Below are 16,061 nucleotides of genomic sequence, written 5' to 3' on the forward strand. Positions count from 1 at the left end.
TTTTCAGTGCGCTCGACTCGTGGCGAGCGCCGCCTCACACCACTTCCTCGACGGGGTCGACATGTCTGACCAGGCCGCCATCGGCGCTCGCCGCGGGGTCCGACGCGCCAAGCGCGCGACCCGGCCGCCGCTGTGGCGACGCCGCCGTCGCGAGGGCGGGTCGCGGGCGCTGCGGCCGCGCCGGCGGCGTACGGCGGGGCTGCCCGGGACCCTGGGGCTCACGCTGCTGGGCGCCGTCTTCCCAGGAGCCGGCTACCTCTACGCCGGACGTAGGGCGCTGGGCGCCGTCGTGCTCGGCATCTGGCTCGCGCTGCTGGGCAGCGTCGCGTGGTACTTCGGCCGCGACGTCCGCACCTCCATCGACCTCGCCTTCGACCCGGCCCGGCTCAAGCTGGCCGCTGCCCTGCTGGCCGTGGGCGTCCTGGTGTGGGTCTTCGTGGTGCTGACGTCCTACCGCCTGGTGCGCCCGCGCACGCGGCCGCGCTGGCACACCGCGGTCGGCAACACCGCCGTGGGGCTGCTCTGCCTCGCGGTGCTGGTCCCGGGCGCGATGGCGTCGCGCTACGCCTTGGCGCAGGCGGACCTGGTCAAGACGGTCTTCGACGGCAACGCCAGCGCGACGCGCCCGGGCGGCGTCAGCGAGAAGGACCCGTGGGGTGGTCGCCGCCGGGTCAACGTGCTTCTCCTCGGAGGCGACGCCGGCGAGGGCCGCACCGGCGTCCGCACCGACACCGTGATCCTCGTCAGCATGGACACCCGCACCGGCAAGACGGTGATGTTCAGCCTGCCGCGCAACATGATGTACGCGCAGTTCCCCGAGTCCAGCCCCCTGCACGACCTCTACCCGGACGGCTACGGCGTCGGGACCGCGGAGTCCGAGGCGGGCTTCTACATGCTCAACGCCGTCTACGGGCAGATCCCCGAGCGTCACCCTGGCGTCCTCGGCGAGAGTGACAACGAGGGCGCCGACGCGATCAAGCAGGCGGTCGCGGGGAGCCTCGGCGTGCGGGTGGACTACTACCTGCTCGCCAACCTCTCCGGCTTCAAGCAGGTCGTCGACGCCATGGGCGGGGTGACGGTCAACATCAACGAGCCGGTCGCGATCGAGGGCAACACCGATGCCGGGATCCCGCCGATCGGCTACCTCGAGCCGGGCCCCGACCAGCACCTCGACGGCTACCACGCCCTGTGGTTCGCCCGCGGCCGCTGGGGCTCCGACGACTACGAGCGGATGGAGCGGCAGCGCTGCATGGTCGACGCGATCGTCGAGGCGGCCGACCCCGTCACCCTGCTCACCCGCTACCTCGACCTCGCGAAGGCCGGCAAGGAGGTCGTCTACACCGACATCCCGCTGGACATCGCGCCCGCGTTCGTCGAGCTCGCGCTCGAGGTCAAGAAGGCAAAGGTGAAGTCGGTGGTGTTCAAGAGCTCCGACAAGTTCTTCTCCGGCGACCCCGACTACGACTACCTGCACGAGACCGTCCAGCGCGCGCTGCACCCGAAGCCGAAGCCCGGCCGGCCAGCGCCGCCGAAGGCGGACAAGCCGGACCAGGACACCGAGGACGCCTGTGCCTACCACCCCGAGGACGAGACCGTCAGTGCCAGCTCCGGTGGCTGAGGTGCGAGCGGCGGCCGGTGACTTAGATTCCTGGGAATGTATCTCACGCGAAGCCGCTTGAGGTCATCATGAGCGAGAGCGACGACCGGAGGCTGTACGCGACGTTCACCCGCCTGGTGCGGGTGCAGACACAGCTGTGGAACGCGGTGGACCAGCGGGTGCGCCGGCGACATGGGGTCGCGCTCACGCACGTGACGGTGCTGCAGGTGGTGGCGGAGACCGACGGCTGTCGGGTGCAGGACATCGTGTCCGCCCTGCACATCAGCGTCGGGGGAGCGAGCAAGGCGGTGGACCGGCTGGTCGCGGCCGGTCACGTGGTCCGCACCGTCGACCCGCAGGACCGGCGCTCGTCGCTCCTGGAGGTGACCCCGGCCGGACGGCGGCTCCTCGACGACGTGGTCCCGGATCTCGGCGCCGAGCTGGGCCAGCGCCTGGGCGCCCGGCTGCCGGCCGCAGACCTGGCCGAGCTGGACCGGATCCTGCACGCCCTCCAGGTCGAGGAGGTCGGCGCATGAAGGCGGTCGTGCTGGACGCGCCGGGTCCCGCCGGGGCCCTGCACCTCCGCGAGCTGCCGGTGCCCGTGCCAGCGCCCGGCTGGGCCCTGGTGCGCGTGCGCGCGTTCGGCCTCAACCGGTCCGAGCTGCACACCCGGCTGGGTCTGGCCGAGGGCGTGACCTTCCCTCGGGTCCTGGGCATCGAGGCGACCGGGGTGGTCGTCGACTGTCCGGGTGGCGAGCTGGACGAGGGCCGGCAGGTCGCCGTGATGATGGGCGGGATGGGCCGGCAGTACGACGGCGGCTACGCCGAGTACACCTGCGTGCCGGTGCGTCAGGCGGTCCCGTTCGCGAGCGACCTGCCGTGGTCGACCCTCGGCGCCGTGCCGGAGATGCTGCAGACGGCGTACGGGTCCCTCACCGTCGGCCTCGACGTGCAGCCCGGGCAGACGCTGCTGGTGCGCGGCGGCACCTCGAGCGTCGGCATGGCCGCGACCGCTCGCCAAGCGGTGGGGGCTCTCGGTCCTGTCGACGACCCGCAACCCGGCGAGCGTCGAGCGCCTGCACGGGCTCGGAGTCGACCGCGTGCTGGTCGACGCGGGACCGCTGGCCGAGGAGGTGCGGGCGATCGTCCCCGGCGGCGTGGACGCCGCCCTCGACCTCGTCGGCACGCCCACCGTCCTCGACTGCCTGCACGCCACCCGCGTGCACGGCACCGTGTGCGTGTCGGGGATGCTCTCGAACCAGTGGCTCCTGCGCGACTTCTACCCGACCGGCGACATCCCGAGCGGCGTGCGCCTGACCGGCTACACCGGCGACGCCACCGACCTCCCCGCGGCCGTGCTGCAGGGCTTCCTGGACGCCGTCGCGGCCGGCGAGGTCGCCGTCCCGATCGGGCGGGTCTTCGGCATCGACGAGATCCAGGAGGCCCACCGGGTCATGGAGGACAACGCCGCCGGGGGCAAGATCGTCGTCCTCACCTGAGCGCGGAGGCCCCGGCGGTGGCCCCCTCGGGGGGCGCGACGAACGTCGCTCGGGACGCGCGCGCCGCGACCAGGGCGACGAGCACGCCGGCGGTGAGGAACACCGACCCGAGGAACAGCCATCCCGGCGTGCCGCGCTCGATCGCGGTGACGGTGATGACCAGCGGCGCGACCATGCCCGCCACCGAGTAGCCCATCTGGCTCACACCCTGGTAGGCGCCGGCGCTGAGCGGGTCGGCCAGCTCGAAGGCCAAACCCCAGGCGCCTGCCTCGGAGAGGATCTCGGCCATCGTGCTGGTCACCTCGGCGACGAGCAGCAGGACGACGGCCGCCACGACCCCCACCGTGCCGGAGGCGGCCAGTAGCAGGCAGGCCAGCGCCAGGAGGAGCCCTGCACGGCGCACGGCGCGTCCAGCGGTGGCGACCTCGTGCGTGCCGCGCGAGGCACGCACCTGCAGCAGCGCCACCAGCACGGTGTTGAGCAGGAGCAGCACCGAGACCATGACGTCCGGCGCCTCGGTGTGGTGGGCGACCCAGAGCGGGACGCCGACGTTCTGGAGGCCGAACTGCATCGCCATCACCGACGTGAGCGCGGTCGTCGCGAGGTAGGTGCGGTCCCTGAGCGGGGAGCGGCCGCGTGGAAGGTCCGGGGCGGCGTGCCGACCCCGGACCGGACGCAGGGCTGCGGCGAGCCCGTCCACCCGGCCCCGCAACCCGCCGAGCGGCACGGCCGCGAGCAGCGTGCCCGCGCCCACCACGACCAGGGTGGTGCGGTACGCCGTGGCGGTGCCGACCAGCAGCGCGACCGCGGCAAGCGCGGTGCCGAGGCCGATGAAGACGTTGGTCACGACCCGGAGTCGGGCGCGGACCTGGACCCGGTCGGGACCGGTGAACCAGCGCGCGAGCAGGGTCTGCTTCGCCGTGCCCTGCACCGCGCGGGACGCGACGGCCACGCATGCGACGAGCACGAACGAGAGGGCGCTGTCGGCTGCGGCGTAGGCGAGGATGGCCAGGGCCTGCACGACCGTCGCGACCTGCTGCACCCGATCGGGACCGAACCGGTCGGAGAGCCGGCCACCGCCGTACGACCCCGCCACCCCGGCGGCCCCCGCGATCGTCAGGCCGGCTCCCACGGTGGTGGCCGAGAGCCCGATGACGGTGGTGAAGTAGAGCGCGCTGACGCTGTAGAAGAGCCCCGTCGAGAGGGAGGCTGCCATCGTCGCCAGGGACAGGGCGCGGGCGACCGGGTCATCGGGCAGGAGGGTCCGCTTCAGCACGTGCCCTGTTGTCCCACGTCGGCGAGGTGCGGCGCCACCGATGTAGCGTATGGCTACATGATCGAGTACGAGCTGGAGGGCCTGGACCTCGGCGCCGTTCGGTTCGCGATCTCACCGCTCAACGAGCTCGGGCTGGGGCTGAGGGTCTTCCGGGACCCGGGGCGCTACCCGCAGCACCTGCCGTGGCTGCGGATGACCGAGTCGGCCCGGAGTGGACTCGACACCGAGGTGCTGACCGCCCTGACCAACGATCGGCTGTGGACGCCGGACTTCCTGCACCCGCTGCCGAGCTCCCCGCTCACCCGCTTCGACGACGAGCTGGCCATGGTCTCCGCGCTTCCCGGTCGGCTGGTGCGCGCCAAGCTGCTCGAGGTCCACGACCCGTTGCCTCCCGTCCTGGCAGGACGGATCGACCGCGTGCTCGCCCGCGTGCTGCGAGCGGTGCGGGCCTTCTGGGACACCTGCTTCGAGCCCTGGTGGCCGCGGATGAGGACCGTTCTCGAGGGGGACGTCGCTCATCGGGGACGGGTCATCGCGCAGCGTGGGCTGGCGGCGATGTTCGACGATCTCAGCGCGCGGGTGCGCCTGGTCGGCAACGTGGTCCAGGTCTCGACGAGCGGCCGAGGCGGCTACCGCCGGACGGGCGCGGGACTCACGCTGGTGCCCTCGATCTTCTCGCGAGGCGGGTCCACGCCGATCACGGCCGAGCAGCCGCCCCAGGTCATGTACGCCGCCCGCGGGGTGGGCACCCTCTGGCTGCCCGATGCCCGTGTGGCGGGACCGCCGGCGCTCGCCGAGGTGCTCGGAACCGCTCGCACGCAGCTGCTCATGGTGCTGGACTCCCCGGTCTCCTCCACCGAGCTGGGGGTGCGGCTCGGCGTCACCACGAGCGCGGTCAACCAGCACCTGCGCGCCCTGCGCGCCGCGGGCCTCCTCACCTCAGCGCGACACGGTCGAGCGGTGCTCTACCTGCGCTCCGAGCTGGGGGACCGGCTGGTGCAAGGCGGCTGACTGTCCGGTGCCGCGGCGACGCCGCTAGGCTCGCCCACCGAGGGGCGGTAGCTCAGTCGGTCAGAGCAGAGGACTCATAATCCTTGGGTCGTGGGTTCGAGCCCCACCCGCCCCACCAGGCGTGTCCGCTTGCCGGGCGCTCAGAGGCTGTCGTAGCGGTACTTGCCCGCGTTGGTCTTCTTCTCGCGCGCCCAGTAGTAGACGCCGTTGGTGTTCTTCTTGACGGGGGCGGCGCCGTACAGGCGGGTCTTCTTGGGCTCGCAGCCGCCCAAGTAGGTGTCGACCCGCTTGTACTTGTAGATCCACCCGAGCTTGTAGAGGCGGGCGCGGCCCACGAGGTCACTGGTCGTCGGGCTCGTCGTCCTGGGCGCGCCACCAGAGGGCGAGGAAGATCAGCGAGCCGATCACGCCCGTCACCAGCAGCAGGACCTGGGGGAAGTCGAAGACCGCGGCACGCTCGGCCGCTGTGGCGATGCCCCATGTCCACGTCATCACCGTCACTGTTTCGTTGGCCGGCGCCGGGAGTCAATGCGGCACCGGCGCTCCTCCGCGAGGGGTGTGTCACATACCGGCGGTCTGTGACGGGGGGCCTTGTTGACGTACGTTCAACAGATGCGTCTCGGTCACCGGCTCCTGCCCGTAGTCCTGCTCGCGTTCGTCGCGGCCACTCTCGCCGTGCCGGCCTCCGCGACCCCGGCCTCAGCGACGGCGGAGCGGGCGCCGCGGGTGATCGCGCGCGAGGTCGCGTTCGACGTGGCCAACACCAGTGAGGCGCTGCTGCGCTGCCCGAGCGACCAGGAGATGTACGGGGTGCGCGGTCGTCTCGTCGGTCCGGAGCGCGACGTGCTCGGGCGCGGTGGCCCGCTGCGGGTCAACGTGCTGGTGCACGACGCCGGCACCGGCGGCTGGTTCTGGAACCTGCGCCGCCACCCCCGCTATGACTACGCGACGCAGCTGGCCCGTCAGGGGGAGACCTCGCTGGTGCTCGACCGGCTCGGGTACGACGGCAGCCCGCTGCCCAACGGCAGGGCCACGTGCCTGGACGCCCAGGCCCACATGCTCCACCAGGTGGTGCAGCGCCTGCGCTCGGGTCGCTATGACTTCACCAAGGGCCGCACCACGACCCCCCACGCGAGCCACGTCGTCGTCCAGGCGCACGGTGTCGGCGGTGCGATCGCCCAGCTGGAGGCGGGGCGCTTCGACGACATTGACGGGCTGGTCCTGATGTCCTGGGCCGGCACCCACCTCTCCGACCTCGCGCTGCGCCAGGCCGAGCAGCAGAGCGCGGCGTGCCTGCAGGGCAGCGGCTACGCGCCGTACGGCCCCTCGGCGGCGCAGTACCGGGCGCTGCTGTTCACCAGCGCCCCCGCCGCCGTGCAGCAGACCGCCGTACGCCGGCGCAACCCGACGCCGTGCGGTGACGTCACGAGCCTGGCCTCCGTGGTGCTCTCCTCGGCGCTCACCGCGGGACGCGTGGAGGCGCCGGTGCTGCTGCTCTCGGGCAGCCGCGACGCCCGGGTGCACAACCAGGCTGCCCAGGCGGCGGCGACCTTCACCTCGAGCGAGAAGGTGACCGCCCGGGTCCTGGCCGGCGCGGGCAGCGCCCTGCCCCTCGAGCGGTCGGCCCCGCGCACGCGCCGCCTGGTGCTGCAGTGGCTGCGCGGGCTCTGACCTACGTCACCCGCTCGATCAGGCGCACCGCGTCGTGCGGCGCGTGGCCCTTCGCGTCGTTGTCGAAGTAGACGTACACGTCTTCGCCCTCGCCCGCCCAGCGACGGCACTTCGCGGCCCAGGCGTCGAGGGCCTCGTCGCCGTAGCCGCTGGCGTAGAGCTCGGTGTCGCCGTGCAGGCGGACGTAGCGATGGTCGCTGGTGCGCTCCTCGGCGTGCGGCCAGCGGCCGGCGGTGTCGGCGACCACGCACGCCACGTCGTGCTCGCGCATCAGCGCGAACGCCTCGGGGGTGCAGTACGTCGCGCTGCGGAACTCCAGCGCGTGGCGCAGCGGCCGGTCGGCGTCGACCGTCGTCAGCGCGCGGTCCTCGGGCACCTTGTCGTCGTGGGCCGCGGCCAGCGCCGCCGCCTCCGTCGTGGTCCTCGGGAGCTGCGCGAAGAACCCCGCGAGTCGCTCGGGGTCGAACGGCAGGTTCTCGGGCAGCTGCCACAGCAGCGGGCCGAGCTTGGGCCCCAGCGCGAGCACGCCGGAGGCGAAGAAGTTGGCGAGCGGCGTCTCGACGTCGCGCAGCTTCTTCATGTGCGTGATGTAGCGCCCGCCCTTGACCGCGAACACGAAGTCGTCCGGCGTCTGGTCGCGCCAGGCGGCGTACGACGTCGGGCGCTGCAGCGAGTAGAACGAGCCGTTGATCTCGATGGAGCTCATCTGCTGCGCGGCGTACTCCAGCTCCCGGCGCTGCACCAGGCCACGGGGGTAGAAGTCGCCGCGCCAGCCGGCGTAGGTCCAGCCGGAGATGCCGACCCTCACCCGACCCGCCATGACCGTCCTGTACCCGGGCTCCGGCGCCCCATGCCGGGGTTTGCCGGTACGCCGGGAGGGGCACCCCAGCAGCCCCTGCCGTGGAGGAGCCACCATGTCGGACGAGACGCCGCTCTCGCTGGAGTTCGTCGGGACGGCGACGACCGTGTTGCGCCTGGGCCCGTTCACGCTGCTGACCGACCCCAACTTCCTGCATCGAGGACAGCGGGCCTACCTCGGCAAGGGCCTGTTCTCCAAGCGGCTCACGGAGCCCTCGCTGCAGCCCGCCCAGCTGCCCCACCTGGACGCCGTCCTGCTCTCACACCTGCACGGCGACCACTTCGACCGCATCGCGCGCCGCGAGCTCGACCGGGAACTGCCGATCCTCACGACGCCCGAGGCCAGCCGTCGCCTGGGCACGTGGGGCTTCGCAGGCGCGCACGGGATGAGCACCTGGGAGACCGTCGAGCTCCAGGAGGTCGGGTGGCGCCTCCGGGTGACCTCGGTCCCGGGCACGCACGCGCCGGCCGTCGCCAGCCGGATCCTGCCCCCGGTCATGGGGACGGTGCTCGAGCTCGACCAGGGCGGCGGCCCGCCGTTTCGCGTCTACATCACGGGGGACACGCTCTTCCGCCCGTGGCTGAGGGACGTCACCGACCGCACCGGTCCGATCGACGCCGCCGTCGTGCACCTCGGCGGGACCCGGGTGCTCGGGCTCCTGGTCACGATGGACGGCGAGCAGGGCGCCGACCTGGTCGAGCTGCTCTCGCCGGCGGTGACGGTCCCCGTCCACCACGACGACTACACGGTCTTCCGCTCGCCGCTCCCGGACTTCCTCGACGCCTGCCGCGCCCGCAGCCTGCCGACGCAGATCCGGCCGGTGCGACGGGGCGAGGCTGTGCCTCTGCGCCCCGGCCCACCGGCCCGATCCTGAGACCTACTTCGAGGGTTGCGGGGTCTTGCAGTCGACCTTGGGGTTGACGCCCAGGTAGTTGAGCGGGCCCGCGACCACGGTGAGGGCGGTGTCCCCGAACGTCTTGCAGCTGACGTCGCGGTCGTCGCCGAAGTAGCCACGCTGGAAGGCGGCGGCCGCGCCGATGACCAGCCAGAGGATGACGATGATGCCGATCAAGACCTTCATGACGATCTCCTGAGCCTCGTGTCCCGAGCCCCCGGTGCGGGCCGGCTAGGACACCTTAGACCGAAGGAGCGCCGGGACCGCCGTAGGTGTTTTGGTAGGAACGGAGCAGGGCCTGGCCCTCCTCGAGAGCTCGCTCGAGGCCGGGCACCAGATCGAGCGCGCCGTCCGTGGTGCCGGAGTCGCCCAGCCACTCGAGCTGCCGCGCGGCGGCGGCCGAGCCCTCCACGCCGAGGTTCAGTGCGCTGCCGGCCAGCTTGTGCGCCGCCTGGCGCATGAGGTCGGCGTCGCCGTCGAGGATGTGGCCGCGGATCGTCTCGACCGCGGCGGCCGATCTGGCGATGAAGTTGCTGATCGCTCGGTCGAGGTAGTCGGTGTTGCCGACGTCGAGGTCGCGCAGCATGTCGAGGCGTTCGACGTCGAGCCCGTCGATGGGAGAGGTGGGAGGCAGCACAGGCTCATCATCACGCACGGCGCGGCCGGCCGGCGGCAGCGCGCCCGTCCAGCGCGTCAGGACCTGGCCGAGAGCGGTCGGGTCGACCGGCTTGGTGAGGAAGTCGTCCATGCCGGCCTCCAGGCAGCGCTCACACTCGCCGTCGATCGCGGCGGCGGTCATCGCGATGACGGGAGTACGGCGCTCGCCTTCGCGGGCGCGCAGGGCCCGCGTGGCGGCGTACCCATCCAGCTTGGGCATCTGCACGTCCATCAGCACCGCGTCGAAGTCCCGCTCGGCGAGCACCTCGAGCGCCGCGATGCCGTCCCCGGCGACCTCGACCGCATAGCCCAAGGCCTCCAGCAGGCCGGCCGCGACCATCTGGTTGACCAGGTTGTCCTCGACCACCAGGATCCGCCGGCCATGGGGGCTGGCGACGGCCGGCGCCGGCTCGCCCACCAGCGTGCTCGTCTCCGGCGTGCCTCGCAGCACGTTGCTGAGCCAGACCGTGAAGGTGAAGACACTGCCCCGAGGCAGGTTGGGGGCGTAGAAGATGTGGCCGCCGAAGGCCTCGACGATCTCCTTCGAGATCGCCAGGCCGAGACCGGTGCCGCCGTAGAGCCGCGTCGTCGAGGAGTCGGCCTGGGTGAACGGCGCGAACAGGGTGGGCACCGTCGCCGGGGAGATCCCGATCCCGGTGTCGCGCACCTCGACGCGCAGCTCCGTGCGGTCGCCTCGGGTGCGGGCGGTAGCGAGCGCCGTGACCGAGCCGGCGTCGGTGAACTTCACCGCGTTGGAGAGCAGGTTCGCGAGCACCTGGGCCAACCGGGTCGGGTCACCGCACAGCGACAGCGGCACCGAGGGATCGCACCGGGCCTCAAGCAGGATCCCCTTGCTGGCGGCGGAGTCGACGAGCACGCTCTCCACCTGCTCCAGCAGCGGCCGCACCTCGAAGTCGACCTCCTCGAGCTCAAGCCGGCCGGCCTCGATCTTGGAGAAGTCGAGCACGTCGTTGATCACGCTCAGCAGGGCGCGGCTGGCCACCTGCACGCCGGCCGCCAGTCGCTGCTGCTCCTCGTCCAGGTGCGTACGCCGCAGCAGGTCGCTGAGTCCGATGACGCCGTTGAGCGGGGTGCGGATCTCGTGGCTCATCGTGGCCAGGAACTCCGACTTCTGCCGGGACGCCGCCATCGCCGCGTCACGGGCGTCCGCGACCACCCGCTGCGCCTCCTCTCGCTCGGCGACGCGGCCGATCTGGACGGCGACCGCCTCCGCCATCTGCTCGATCATCGCGTGGCGGTACAGAGGCGGGTCGGACATGATCGTCAGCACCGCGCGCAGGCTGCCGGCGTGCTCGACGGTGAACGCGATCGTCAGCCGGTCCTCGCTCCACACGGTCGCGCGACGGTGCATCGCCTCGGTGGCCAGCGCGAGCTCCACCGCGGTGTCCTCGGGGGTCTCCTCGTCCTCCAGACGGTCGGCCTCGCTGAGGTGGATCGGCTCGATCCCGGCCCCGTCGTCGACGACCCGGAAGGCGCGCCCGCGGCGCCAGTCGTCGTGGAGCACGACGAGGTCCTTGGCCTGGGCCAGCACGTCGTGGAGGGTGTGCGCCTCGTTCGCGGCGGTCGCGACCGCCTGCATCAGGGCGTTCTGCTTCACCTGGTCGAGCAGCGCCAGCTCCGCCTCCTTGACCTCGGTGATGTCCTCGTGCGTGCCGGAGAGGCCGAGGGCCTTGCCCTCGGCGTCGCGCCGGACGACTCCGCGGCCGCGGGTCCACACCCAGCCGTCGGTCCCCGAGACCCTGGCCACCCAGACGTAGCTGTCGGTCTCGCCGGCGCTGGCGACGGCCTCCATGACCTGCGGCCGGTCATCCTCGTGCACCCGCGCGAGGAACTCCTCGAAGTCGCTCGGCACGTCCTGCGGCGTCCAGCCGTAGATGTGCTGCAGCCCGGTCGATCCCGTGATCTGGGAGCGCGCGTAGTCCCACTCCCAGCTGCCGATCCGGGCGATCCGGTGTGCCTCGTCGAGCCGGGCGCGGCTCGACCTGAGCTCCTCGAGCGCGTGCCGGCGCTCGCTCACGTCCGAGAGCCGGTGCAGTACGGCGGTCAGCTCGCCGTCGGGGCCGTAGAGCCCGCTCTCCAGCACCTCGATCCAGGGACGTGAGCCGTCCTTGGCGAGGTACCGGCCCTCGACCGGCCCGTCGTTGAGCTCTCCTCGCCGCAGCGCCGCGAGGTGCTCGGCGAAGTGGACGCGATCCGCGTCGTCGAGCGTGTCGGCCACGTTCAGCAGCATGAACTCCCGGCGCGTGACGCCGTACAGCGCGGCCAGCGCAGCGTTGGCGTAGATCGTGCGCCCCTCCAGGTCGAACACCCAGATGCCGTCGGGCGACGTCTCGACGATGTCGCGGTAGAGATCGGGGTCCACTCAGATCCTCCGCGAGGTGGCGTCGGCGATCTTGTACTCGCCGTCGGTGCCCACCAAGGTGAGCGTCACCTCCTCGGTGATCGGGTCCCCGTCGCGCTCGTAGCGGTAGGTGTAGGTGACCGTCATCCGGCTCGGGTCGGCGCGGACGTCGTCGACCTCGGGATCCTGGATGCCGCGCCAGACCTCCTCGTACTGGTCGCTCCTGGCCTGGTAGTCGGGCGTGAGCAACTCGAAGCCGGCCGTCGGGTCGGAGCTCGCGATCGCCGGATAGCTGCGGCCGAACTCCTCCATCCCTGAGGCGGTGACCTGCTTCTGGGGCGGCTCGCTCGTGGTCGACGGGGTCTCGCCGGCGGTGCCCCGGTCGGCAGGGGGGTCGTCACCGCGGTTGAGCCCGGCCAGGAGCGCGATGACCGTCGCCAGGACCAGCACCGCCACCGCGGCCACGGCCGGCAGCATCCGGCTCGGGCGGCGTGCCGGTCGGGTGCCGCCCTCGCCGGTCGGGCGGGGGAGCACGGCCGACATGACCCGGGTCGACGGTGCCACGTCCGGGGGGCCGTCGGTAGCGAGTGCGCGACGCCGGCCGACCGGCCGGGGCGCGGTCCCGGTCGGTCCGGCGCGCAGGAACTCCACGACCTCCTGCATCGACCACCGCCCCTGCGGATCCACGGTCATGCTCGACTCCAGCAGCGGGGTGAGCCAGCCGGCGTCGCTCAGGCGCGGCGGGTCCTCGTGGACGATCCGGTAGAGGCCGCCGATCACGTTGTCGCCGATGTCGTACGGCGGTCGCCCCGCCAGGGCGTGGTAGAGCGTGGCGCCCAGCGACCACACGTCGCTGAGGTCGGTGGCCTGTCGCCCGGACGCGACCTCGGGGGAGATGTAGGCGGGCGAGCCGGTGACCAGCCCGGTCTGGGTGAGCGACGCGTCGGCCTCGGCGCGGGCGATGCCGAAGTCGGACAGCTTCACCTGCCCCTCAGGCGTCACCAGGATGTTGGACGGCTTGACGTCGCGGTGGACGATCCCGGCGGCGTGGGCGGCGGCCAGCGCCTCCGCGGCCTGCATCACGATCTGCGCGGCCTGGTCGACGGGAAGGGGGCCCTCGGCGCGGACGAGCTCGGCGAGGGTGCGCCCCTCGACGTACTCCATCACCAGCCATTGGGCGTCGCCCTCGTCCACGAGGTCGAACACCGCGACCACGTGCGGGTGGTTGAGCCGGGCCGCCAGCCTGGCCTCCCGCTCGGCGCGTAGCAGGTCGGGGCTGCTGCCGCCGGGCATCATGCCGATGCGCTTGAGCGCGACGGGTCGACCGAGGACCTCATCGCGTCCGAGCCACACCGCGCCCATGCCGCCTCGCCCGATTTCGCGGTCGAGTGAGTACCTTCCTGCGATCACACGTCCTCCTCCCGCCCGCAAGGGTAGTCAGTAGCCCGCTGGGCGGTGCGGAAGGCGATGCGGCAGGCTGGGGGAGGGCCCCCGAGGCCCCTCCCGACCACGAAAGGCCGATCGTGACCCTCGACCCCACCCTCCTCGACGACCTCGAGTGGCGCGGCCTCATCGCCCACTCGACGGACCTCGACGCGCTGCGCGAGGCCCTCGGCGCGGGGAGCGTGCGGTTCTACGTCGGCTTCGACCCCACCGCGCCCAGCCTGCATATGGGTCACCTCGTACAGATCCTCACGGCCAAGCGGCTGCAGGCGGCCGGGCACACGCCGTACGCACTCGTGGGTGGAGCCACCGGGATGATCGGGGACCCCAAGGAGGCGGGGGAGAGGGTCATGAACACCGCGGAGACCGTCCAGGACTGGGTGGGGCGCGTGCGTGGTCAGATCGAGCCGTTCCTGTCGTTCGAGGGCGAGAACGCAGCCACGATGGTCAACAACCTGGACTGGACCGCCGGGCTGTCGACGATCGACTTCCTGCGCGACGTCGGTAAGCACTTCCCCGTCAACCGGATGCTCGCGCGCGACGTGGTGAGAAGCCGCCTGGAGACGGGCATCAGCTACACCGAGTTCAGCTACGTGCTGCTGCAGTCGATGGACTACCTCGAGCTGCACCGCCAGCACGGGGTGACGCTGCAGTTCGGCGGCTCGGACCAGTGGGGCAACCTCACCGCGGGCGTGGAGCTGATCCGCCGCACGCTGGGCACGAAGGTGCACGCCATCGCGACCCCGCTGATGACGAAGGCCGACGGGACCAAGTACGGCAAGACCGACGGCGGCGCCCTGTGGCTGGACCCGGAGATGCTCTCGCCCTACGCGTTCCACCAGTTCTGGCTCAACGCCGAGGACGTCAAGATCGGCGAGCTGCTGCGGGTGTTCACGTTCCTGCCGCGCGAGGAGATCGAGGCGCTCGAGGCACGGCACGCCGAGAAGCCGTTCCTGCGCGAGGGCCAGCGCGTGCTGGCCGACGAGGTCACCACGCTGGTCCACGGCGCCCAGGAGACCGAGCAGGCCAAGGCGGCAGCGGCCGCGCTCTTCGGCGGCGGTGAGCTGACCGGGCTCAGCGGCGCCACGCTCGGGGCGGCGCTGCGCGAGGCGGGCTCGATCGAGGTCCCGGCCGGTGTCGAGCTCCCGTCGGTCGTCGACCTGCTGGTCGAGACCGGCCTGGCGAAGAGCAAGGGAGAGGCGCGCCGCACGATCACCGAGGGCGGCGCCTACCTCAACAACCAGCGGGTCGAGGACCCGGAGGCGCGGCCCACCACCGCGGACCTGGTCGACGGCTGGCTCGTCCTGCGGCGCGGCAAGAAGAAGTTCGCGGGCGTCGAGGTGCGGTGACACAGGCGGCCGACGACGCACGCTGGCTGGCCTCGCTCGAGGGGCGGGCCGGTGAGCGACTGCCGCCGCCGGTGTTCGAGTACGTCGCCCAGGGCGCGCACGACGGGCTGAGCGCTGCCCGCGCCGCCGGCTCGTGGGCGGGCGTCTCGCTGTACCCGCACGTCCTGCGCGACGTGACCGACGTACGACTGGGCGTCGAGCTGCTGGGCACGCCGCTCGACGTGCCCTGGGGCGTCGCCCCGACGACCCTGCAGCGCGCGGTCCACCCCGACGGCGAGCTCGCCATGGCGCGCGCCACGGCCGCGGTGGGGGGACTGATGGTGGTCTCCAGCAACGCCGGCACTCCCTTCGCCGACATCGGCGCGACCGGGGTGAGGTGGTGGCTGCAGGCCTACCTGCCGGCCGACCGCGCCCTGGCCGGCCCGCTGCTCGACCGCGCGGTCGCGGCCGGTGCCTCCGCGGTCGTGCTCACGGTGGACACCCCCGTTGTCGCGACCAAGCACGTCGCGGACCGCTCGGTGTGGGACGTGGTCGATCCGGCCCTGGTCCGCGTCAACTTCGGGGCGGGCTACGACGCCAGGCCCGGCTCCGAGAAGGCGATGGACCTCGGAACTGCCGACTTGGACCGGCTCGCCCGGCACACCGGCCTCCCGGTCGTGGTCAAGGGCGTGCTCCGCAGGGACGACGCGCAGCGTTGTGTGGACGCGGGGGCCCAGGGGATCTGGGTGTCCAACCACGGGGGGCGCCAGCTCGACCGTGCCGCCGACACCGCCGCAGCGTTGGCCGGTGTCCGCGCCGCCGTCGGGCACCGGGCGCAGGTGTACGTCGACGGGGGAGTGCGCTCCGGCGCGGACATCGTCACCGCGCTGGCGCTGGGCGCCGACGGGGTCTTCCTCGGGCGGCTGCCCCTGTATGCGCTCGTGGGCGGCCGGCCGGATGTCGCTCGGATGAACGCCGTGTTGCGGGACCAGACGCTCGAGGCGATGCGGCTGGCCGGGTGCCAATCCGTGCCCGACACCCGCGGCCTGACCGCGCCAGCGCCCCGGCACCCCATCTGACCTGCGCAAACGCGATTGTGGCCCGGGTCACCCCCACCCGATTTGTGCAACGCCGCAGGAGTCCTCTAATGTTCTGGATGTCGCCAGGTGCGGCGGGAAGCAAGACCGAGAGGTCGGGCTTCCGGCCCCGGTGACCATCCTCTGGACACTCTCACGGGTGGAACGAGTGCGGCTCAGGTCGCAGTCGGATCCCGCAGCAGATGTGTGCGGAGACAGTATGACCAGCAGCCCCAGGCTAGCCCTCACCGGGTCGTGTCAGGTGTGCGTCTGATACTTGAGAACTCAACAGTGTGTCATAGTCGATGAATTAGTTTGTATGCCCCTCATCTTTTGGGTGTTGGGTTGTTTTTTCGGCATTAATGATTCTGGCAATTGTCAGTTTTG

General features: G+C 72.1%; 14 protein-coding genes, 1 tRNA gene and 2 pseudogenes. 10 read left to right on the plus strand and 7 right to left on the minus strand.

The features are described from left to right. Positions 1-61: 61 nt before the first annotated feature. The 4 genes and pseudogenes from LRP67_RS10830 to LRP67_RS10840 all read left to right on the plus strand — a co-directional run. Complete coding sequence (locus tag LRP67_RS10830) at positions 62-1,618, plus strand: LCP family protein (RefSeq protein ID WP_231270190.1); 1,557 nt, start codon at positions 62-64, stop codon at positions 1,616-1,618. A 68-nt stretch (positions 1,619-1,686) separates the two neighbouring features. Then, positions 1,687-2,133: a MarR family winged helix-turn-helix transcriptional regulator gene (locus LRP67_RS10835; protein ID WP_231270191.1), complete on the plus strand. Its 447-nt coding sequence runs from the start codon at positions 1,687-1,689 to the stop codon at positions 2,131-2,133. Then, positions 2,130-2,450 (plus strand): annotated as a pseudogene (locus LRP67_RS22065) (alcohol dehydrogenase catalytic domain-containing protein); the annotation flags it as partial. The gene LRP67_RS10835 and the pseudogene LRP67_RS22065, both read left to right, overlap by 4 nt. Before the next feature lie 172 nt (positions 2,451-2,622). Further along, positions 2,623-3,096, plus strand: a pseudogene (locus tag LRP67_RS10840) (zinc-binding dehydrogenase); the annotation flags it as partial. On the opposite strand, the gene LRP67_RS10845 reads toward LRP67_RS10840, so the two are convergent. Beyond that, positions 3,089-4,372, minus strand: coding sequence for an MFS transporter (locus LRP67_RS10845; protein WP_231270192.1), 1,284 nt, complete (start codon positions 4,370-4,372; stop codon positions 3,089-3,091). The pseudogene LRP67_RS10840 and the gene LRP67_RS10845 sit on opposite strands and share 8 nt — an antisense overlap. Positions 4,373-4,429: 57 nt before the next feature. On the opposite strand from LRP67_RS10845, the gene LRP67_RS10850 reads away from it, so the two are divergent. Next, the gene (locus LRP67_RS10850; protein ID WP_231270193.1) at positions 4,430-5,383 is read left to right on the plus strand and encodes a MarR family transcriptional regulator; all 954 of its coding nucleotides are present in this window, start codon (positions 4,430-4,432) and stop codon (positions 5,381-5,383) included. Between the two features lie 41 nt (positions 5,384-5,424). Next, positions 5,425-5,501 (plus strand) — tRNA-Ile (locus LRP67_RS10855). A 22-nt stretch (positions 5,502-5,523) separates the two neighbouring features. Here LRP67_RS10855 and LRP67_RS10860 read toward each other — a convergent pair. Both LRP67_RS10860 and LRP67_RS10865 read right to left on the minus strand, forming a co-directional pair. Next, entirely contained in the window at positions 5,524-5,718 is a 195-nt protein-coding gene (locus tag LRP67_RS10860) for a hypothetical protein (RefSeq protein ID WP_231270194.1), read from the minus strand. A gap of 4 nt (positions 5,719-5,722) precedes the next feature. Beyond that, positions 5,723-5,875, minus strand: a complete 153-nt coding sequence (locus LRP67_RS10865) for a hypothetical protein (protein WP_231270195.1) — start codon at positions 5,873-5,875, stop codon at positions 5,723-5,725. Between the two features lie 120 nt (positions 5,876-5,995). On the opposite strand from LRP67_RS10865, the gene LRP67_RS10870 reads away from it, so the two are divergent. Then, the gene (locus LRP67_RS10870) at positions 5,996-7,054 is read left to right on the plus strand and encodes a hypothetical protein (protein WP_231270196.1); all 1,059 of its coding nucleotides are present in this window, start codon (positions 5,996-5,998) and stop codon (positions 7,052-7,054) included. 1 nt (position 7,055) lies between these two features. Here the strand turns inward: LRP67_RS10870 and LRP67_RS10875 are convergent, their stop codons facing one another. Beyond that, a complete protein-coding gene (locus LRP67_RS10875) occupies positions 7,056-7,874 on the minus strand; it encodes a DUF72 domain-containing protein (protein WP_231270197.1) in 819 nt (272 codons plus the stop codon). A gap of 94 nt (positions 7,875-7,968) precedes the next feature. On the opposite strand from LRP67_RS10875, the gene LRP67_RS10880 reads away from it, so the two are divergent. Beyond that, on the plus strand, positions 7,969-8,787 hold the full coding sequence (locus LRP67_RS10880; protein WP_231270198.1) for an MBL fold metallo-hydrolase: 819 nt from the start codon (positions 7,969-7,971) through the stop codon (positions 8,785-8,787). 3 nt (positions 8,788-8,790) lie between these two features. Here the strand turns inward: LRP67_RS10880 and LRP67_RS10885 are convergent, their stop codons facing one another. From LRP67_RS10885 to LRP67_RS10895, 3 genes are read right to left on the minus strand one after another with little or no spacing between them, the layout of a single operon-like run. After that, positions 8,791-8,994 carry a hypothetical protein gene (locus tag LRP67_RS10885; RefSeq protein WP_231270199.1) on the minus strand — a complete coding sequence of 68 codons (204 nt, stop codon included), beginning with the start codon at positions 8,992-8,994 and terminating at the stop codon, positions 8,791-8,793. A gap of 55 nt (positions 8,995-9,049) precedes the next feature. Next, positions 9,050-11,848, minus strand: a complete 2,799-nt coding sequence (locus tag LRP67_RS21855; protein WP_231270200.1) for an ATP-binding protein — start codon at positions 11,846-11,848, stop codon at positions 9,050-9,052. Further along, positions 11,849-13,237 carry a serine/threonine-protein kinase gene (locus LRP67_RS10895; RefSeq protein WP_231270201.1) on the minus strand — a complete coding sequence of 463 codons (1,389 nt, stop codon included), beginning with the start codon at positions 13,235-13,237 and terminating at the stop codon, positions 11,849-11,851. It lies immediately after the preceding gene. A gap of 113 nt (positions 13,238-13,350) precedes the next feature. On the opposite strand from LRP67_RS10895, the gene tyrS reads away from it, so the two are divergent. Then, a complete protein-coding gene (gene tyrS, locus LRP67_RS10900; protein WP_231270202.1) occupies positions 13,351-14,619 on the plus strand; it encodes a tyrosine--tRNA ligase in 1,269 nt (422 codons plus the stop codon). Beyond that, positions 14,616-15,677, plus strand: a complete 1,062-nt coding sequence (locus LRP67_RS10905) for an alpha-hydroxy acid oxidase (protein ID WP_231270203.1) — start codon at positions 14,616-14,618, stop codon at positions 15,675-15,677. Before tyrS ends, LRP67_RS10905 begins: the two co-directional genes overlap by 4 nt. The last annotated feature ends 384 nt before the right edge of the window (positions 15,678-16,061 follow it).

It is taken from the genome of Nocardioides sp. cx-169, from assembly GCF_021083605.1.
In the GTDB taxonomy this organism is placed as follows: domain Bacteria; phylum Actinomycetota; class Actinomycetes; order Propionibacteriales; family Nocardioidaceae; genus Nocardioides.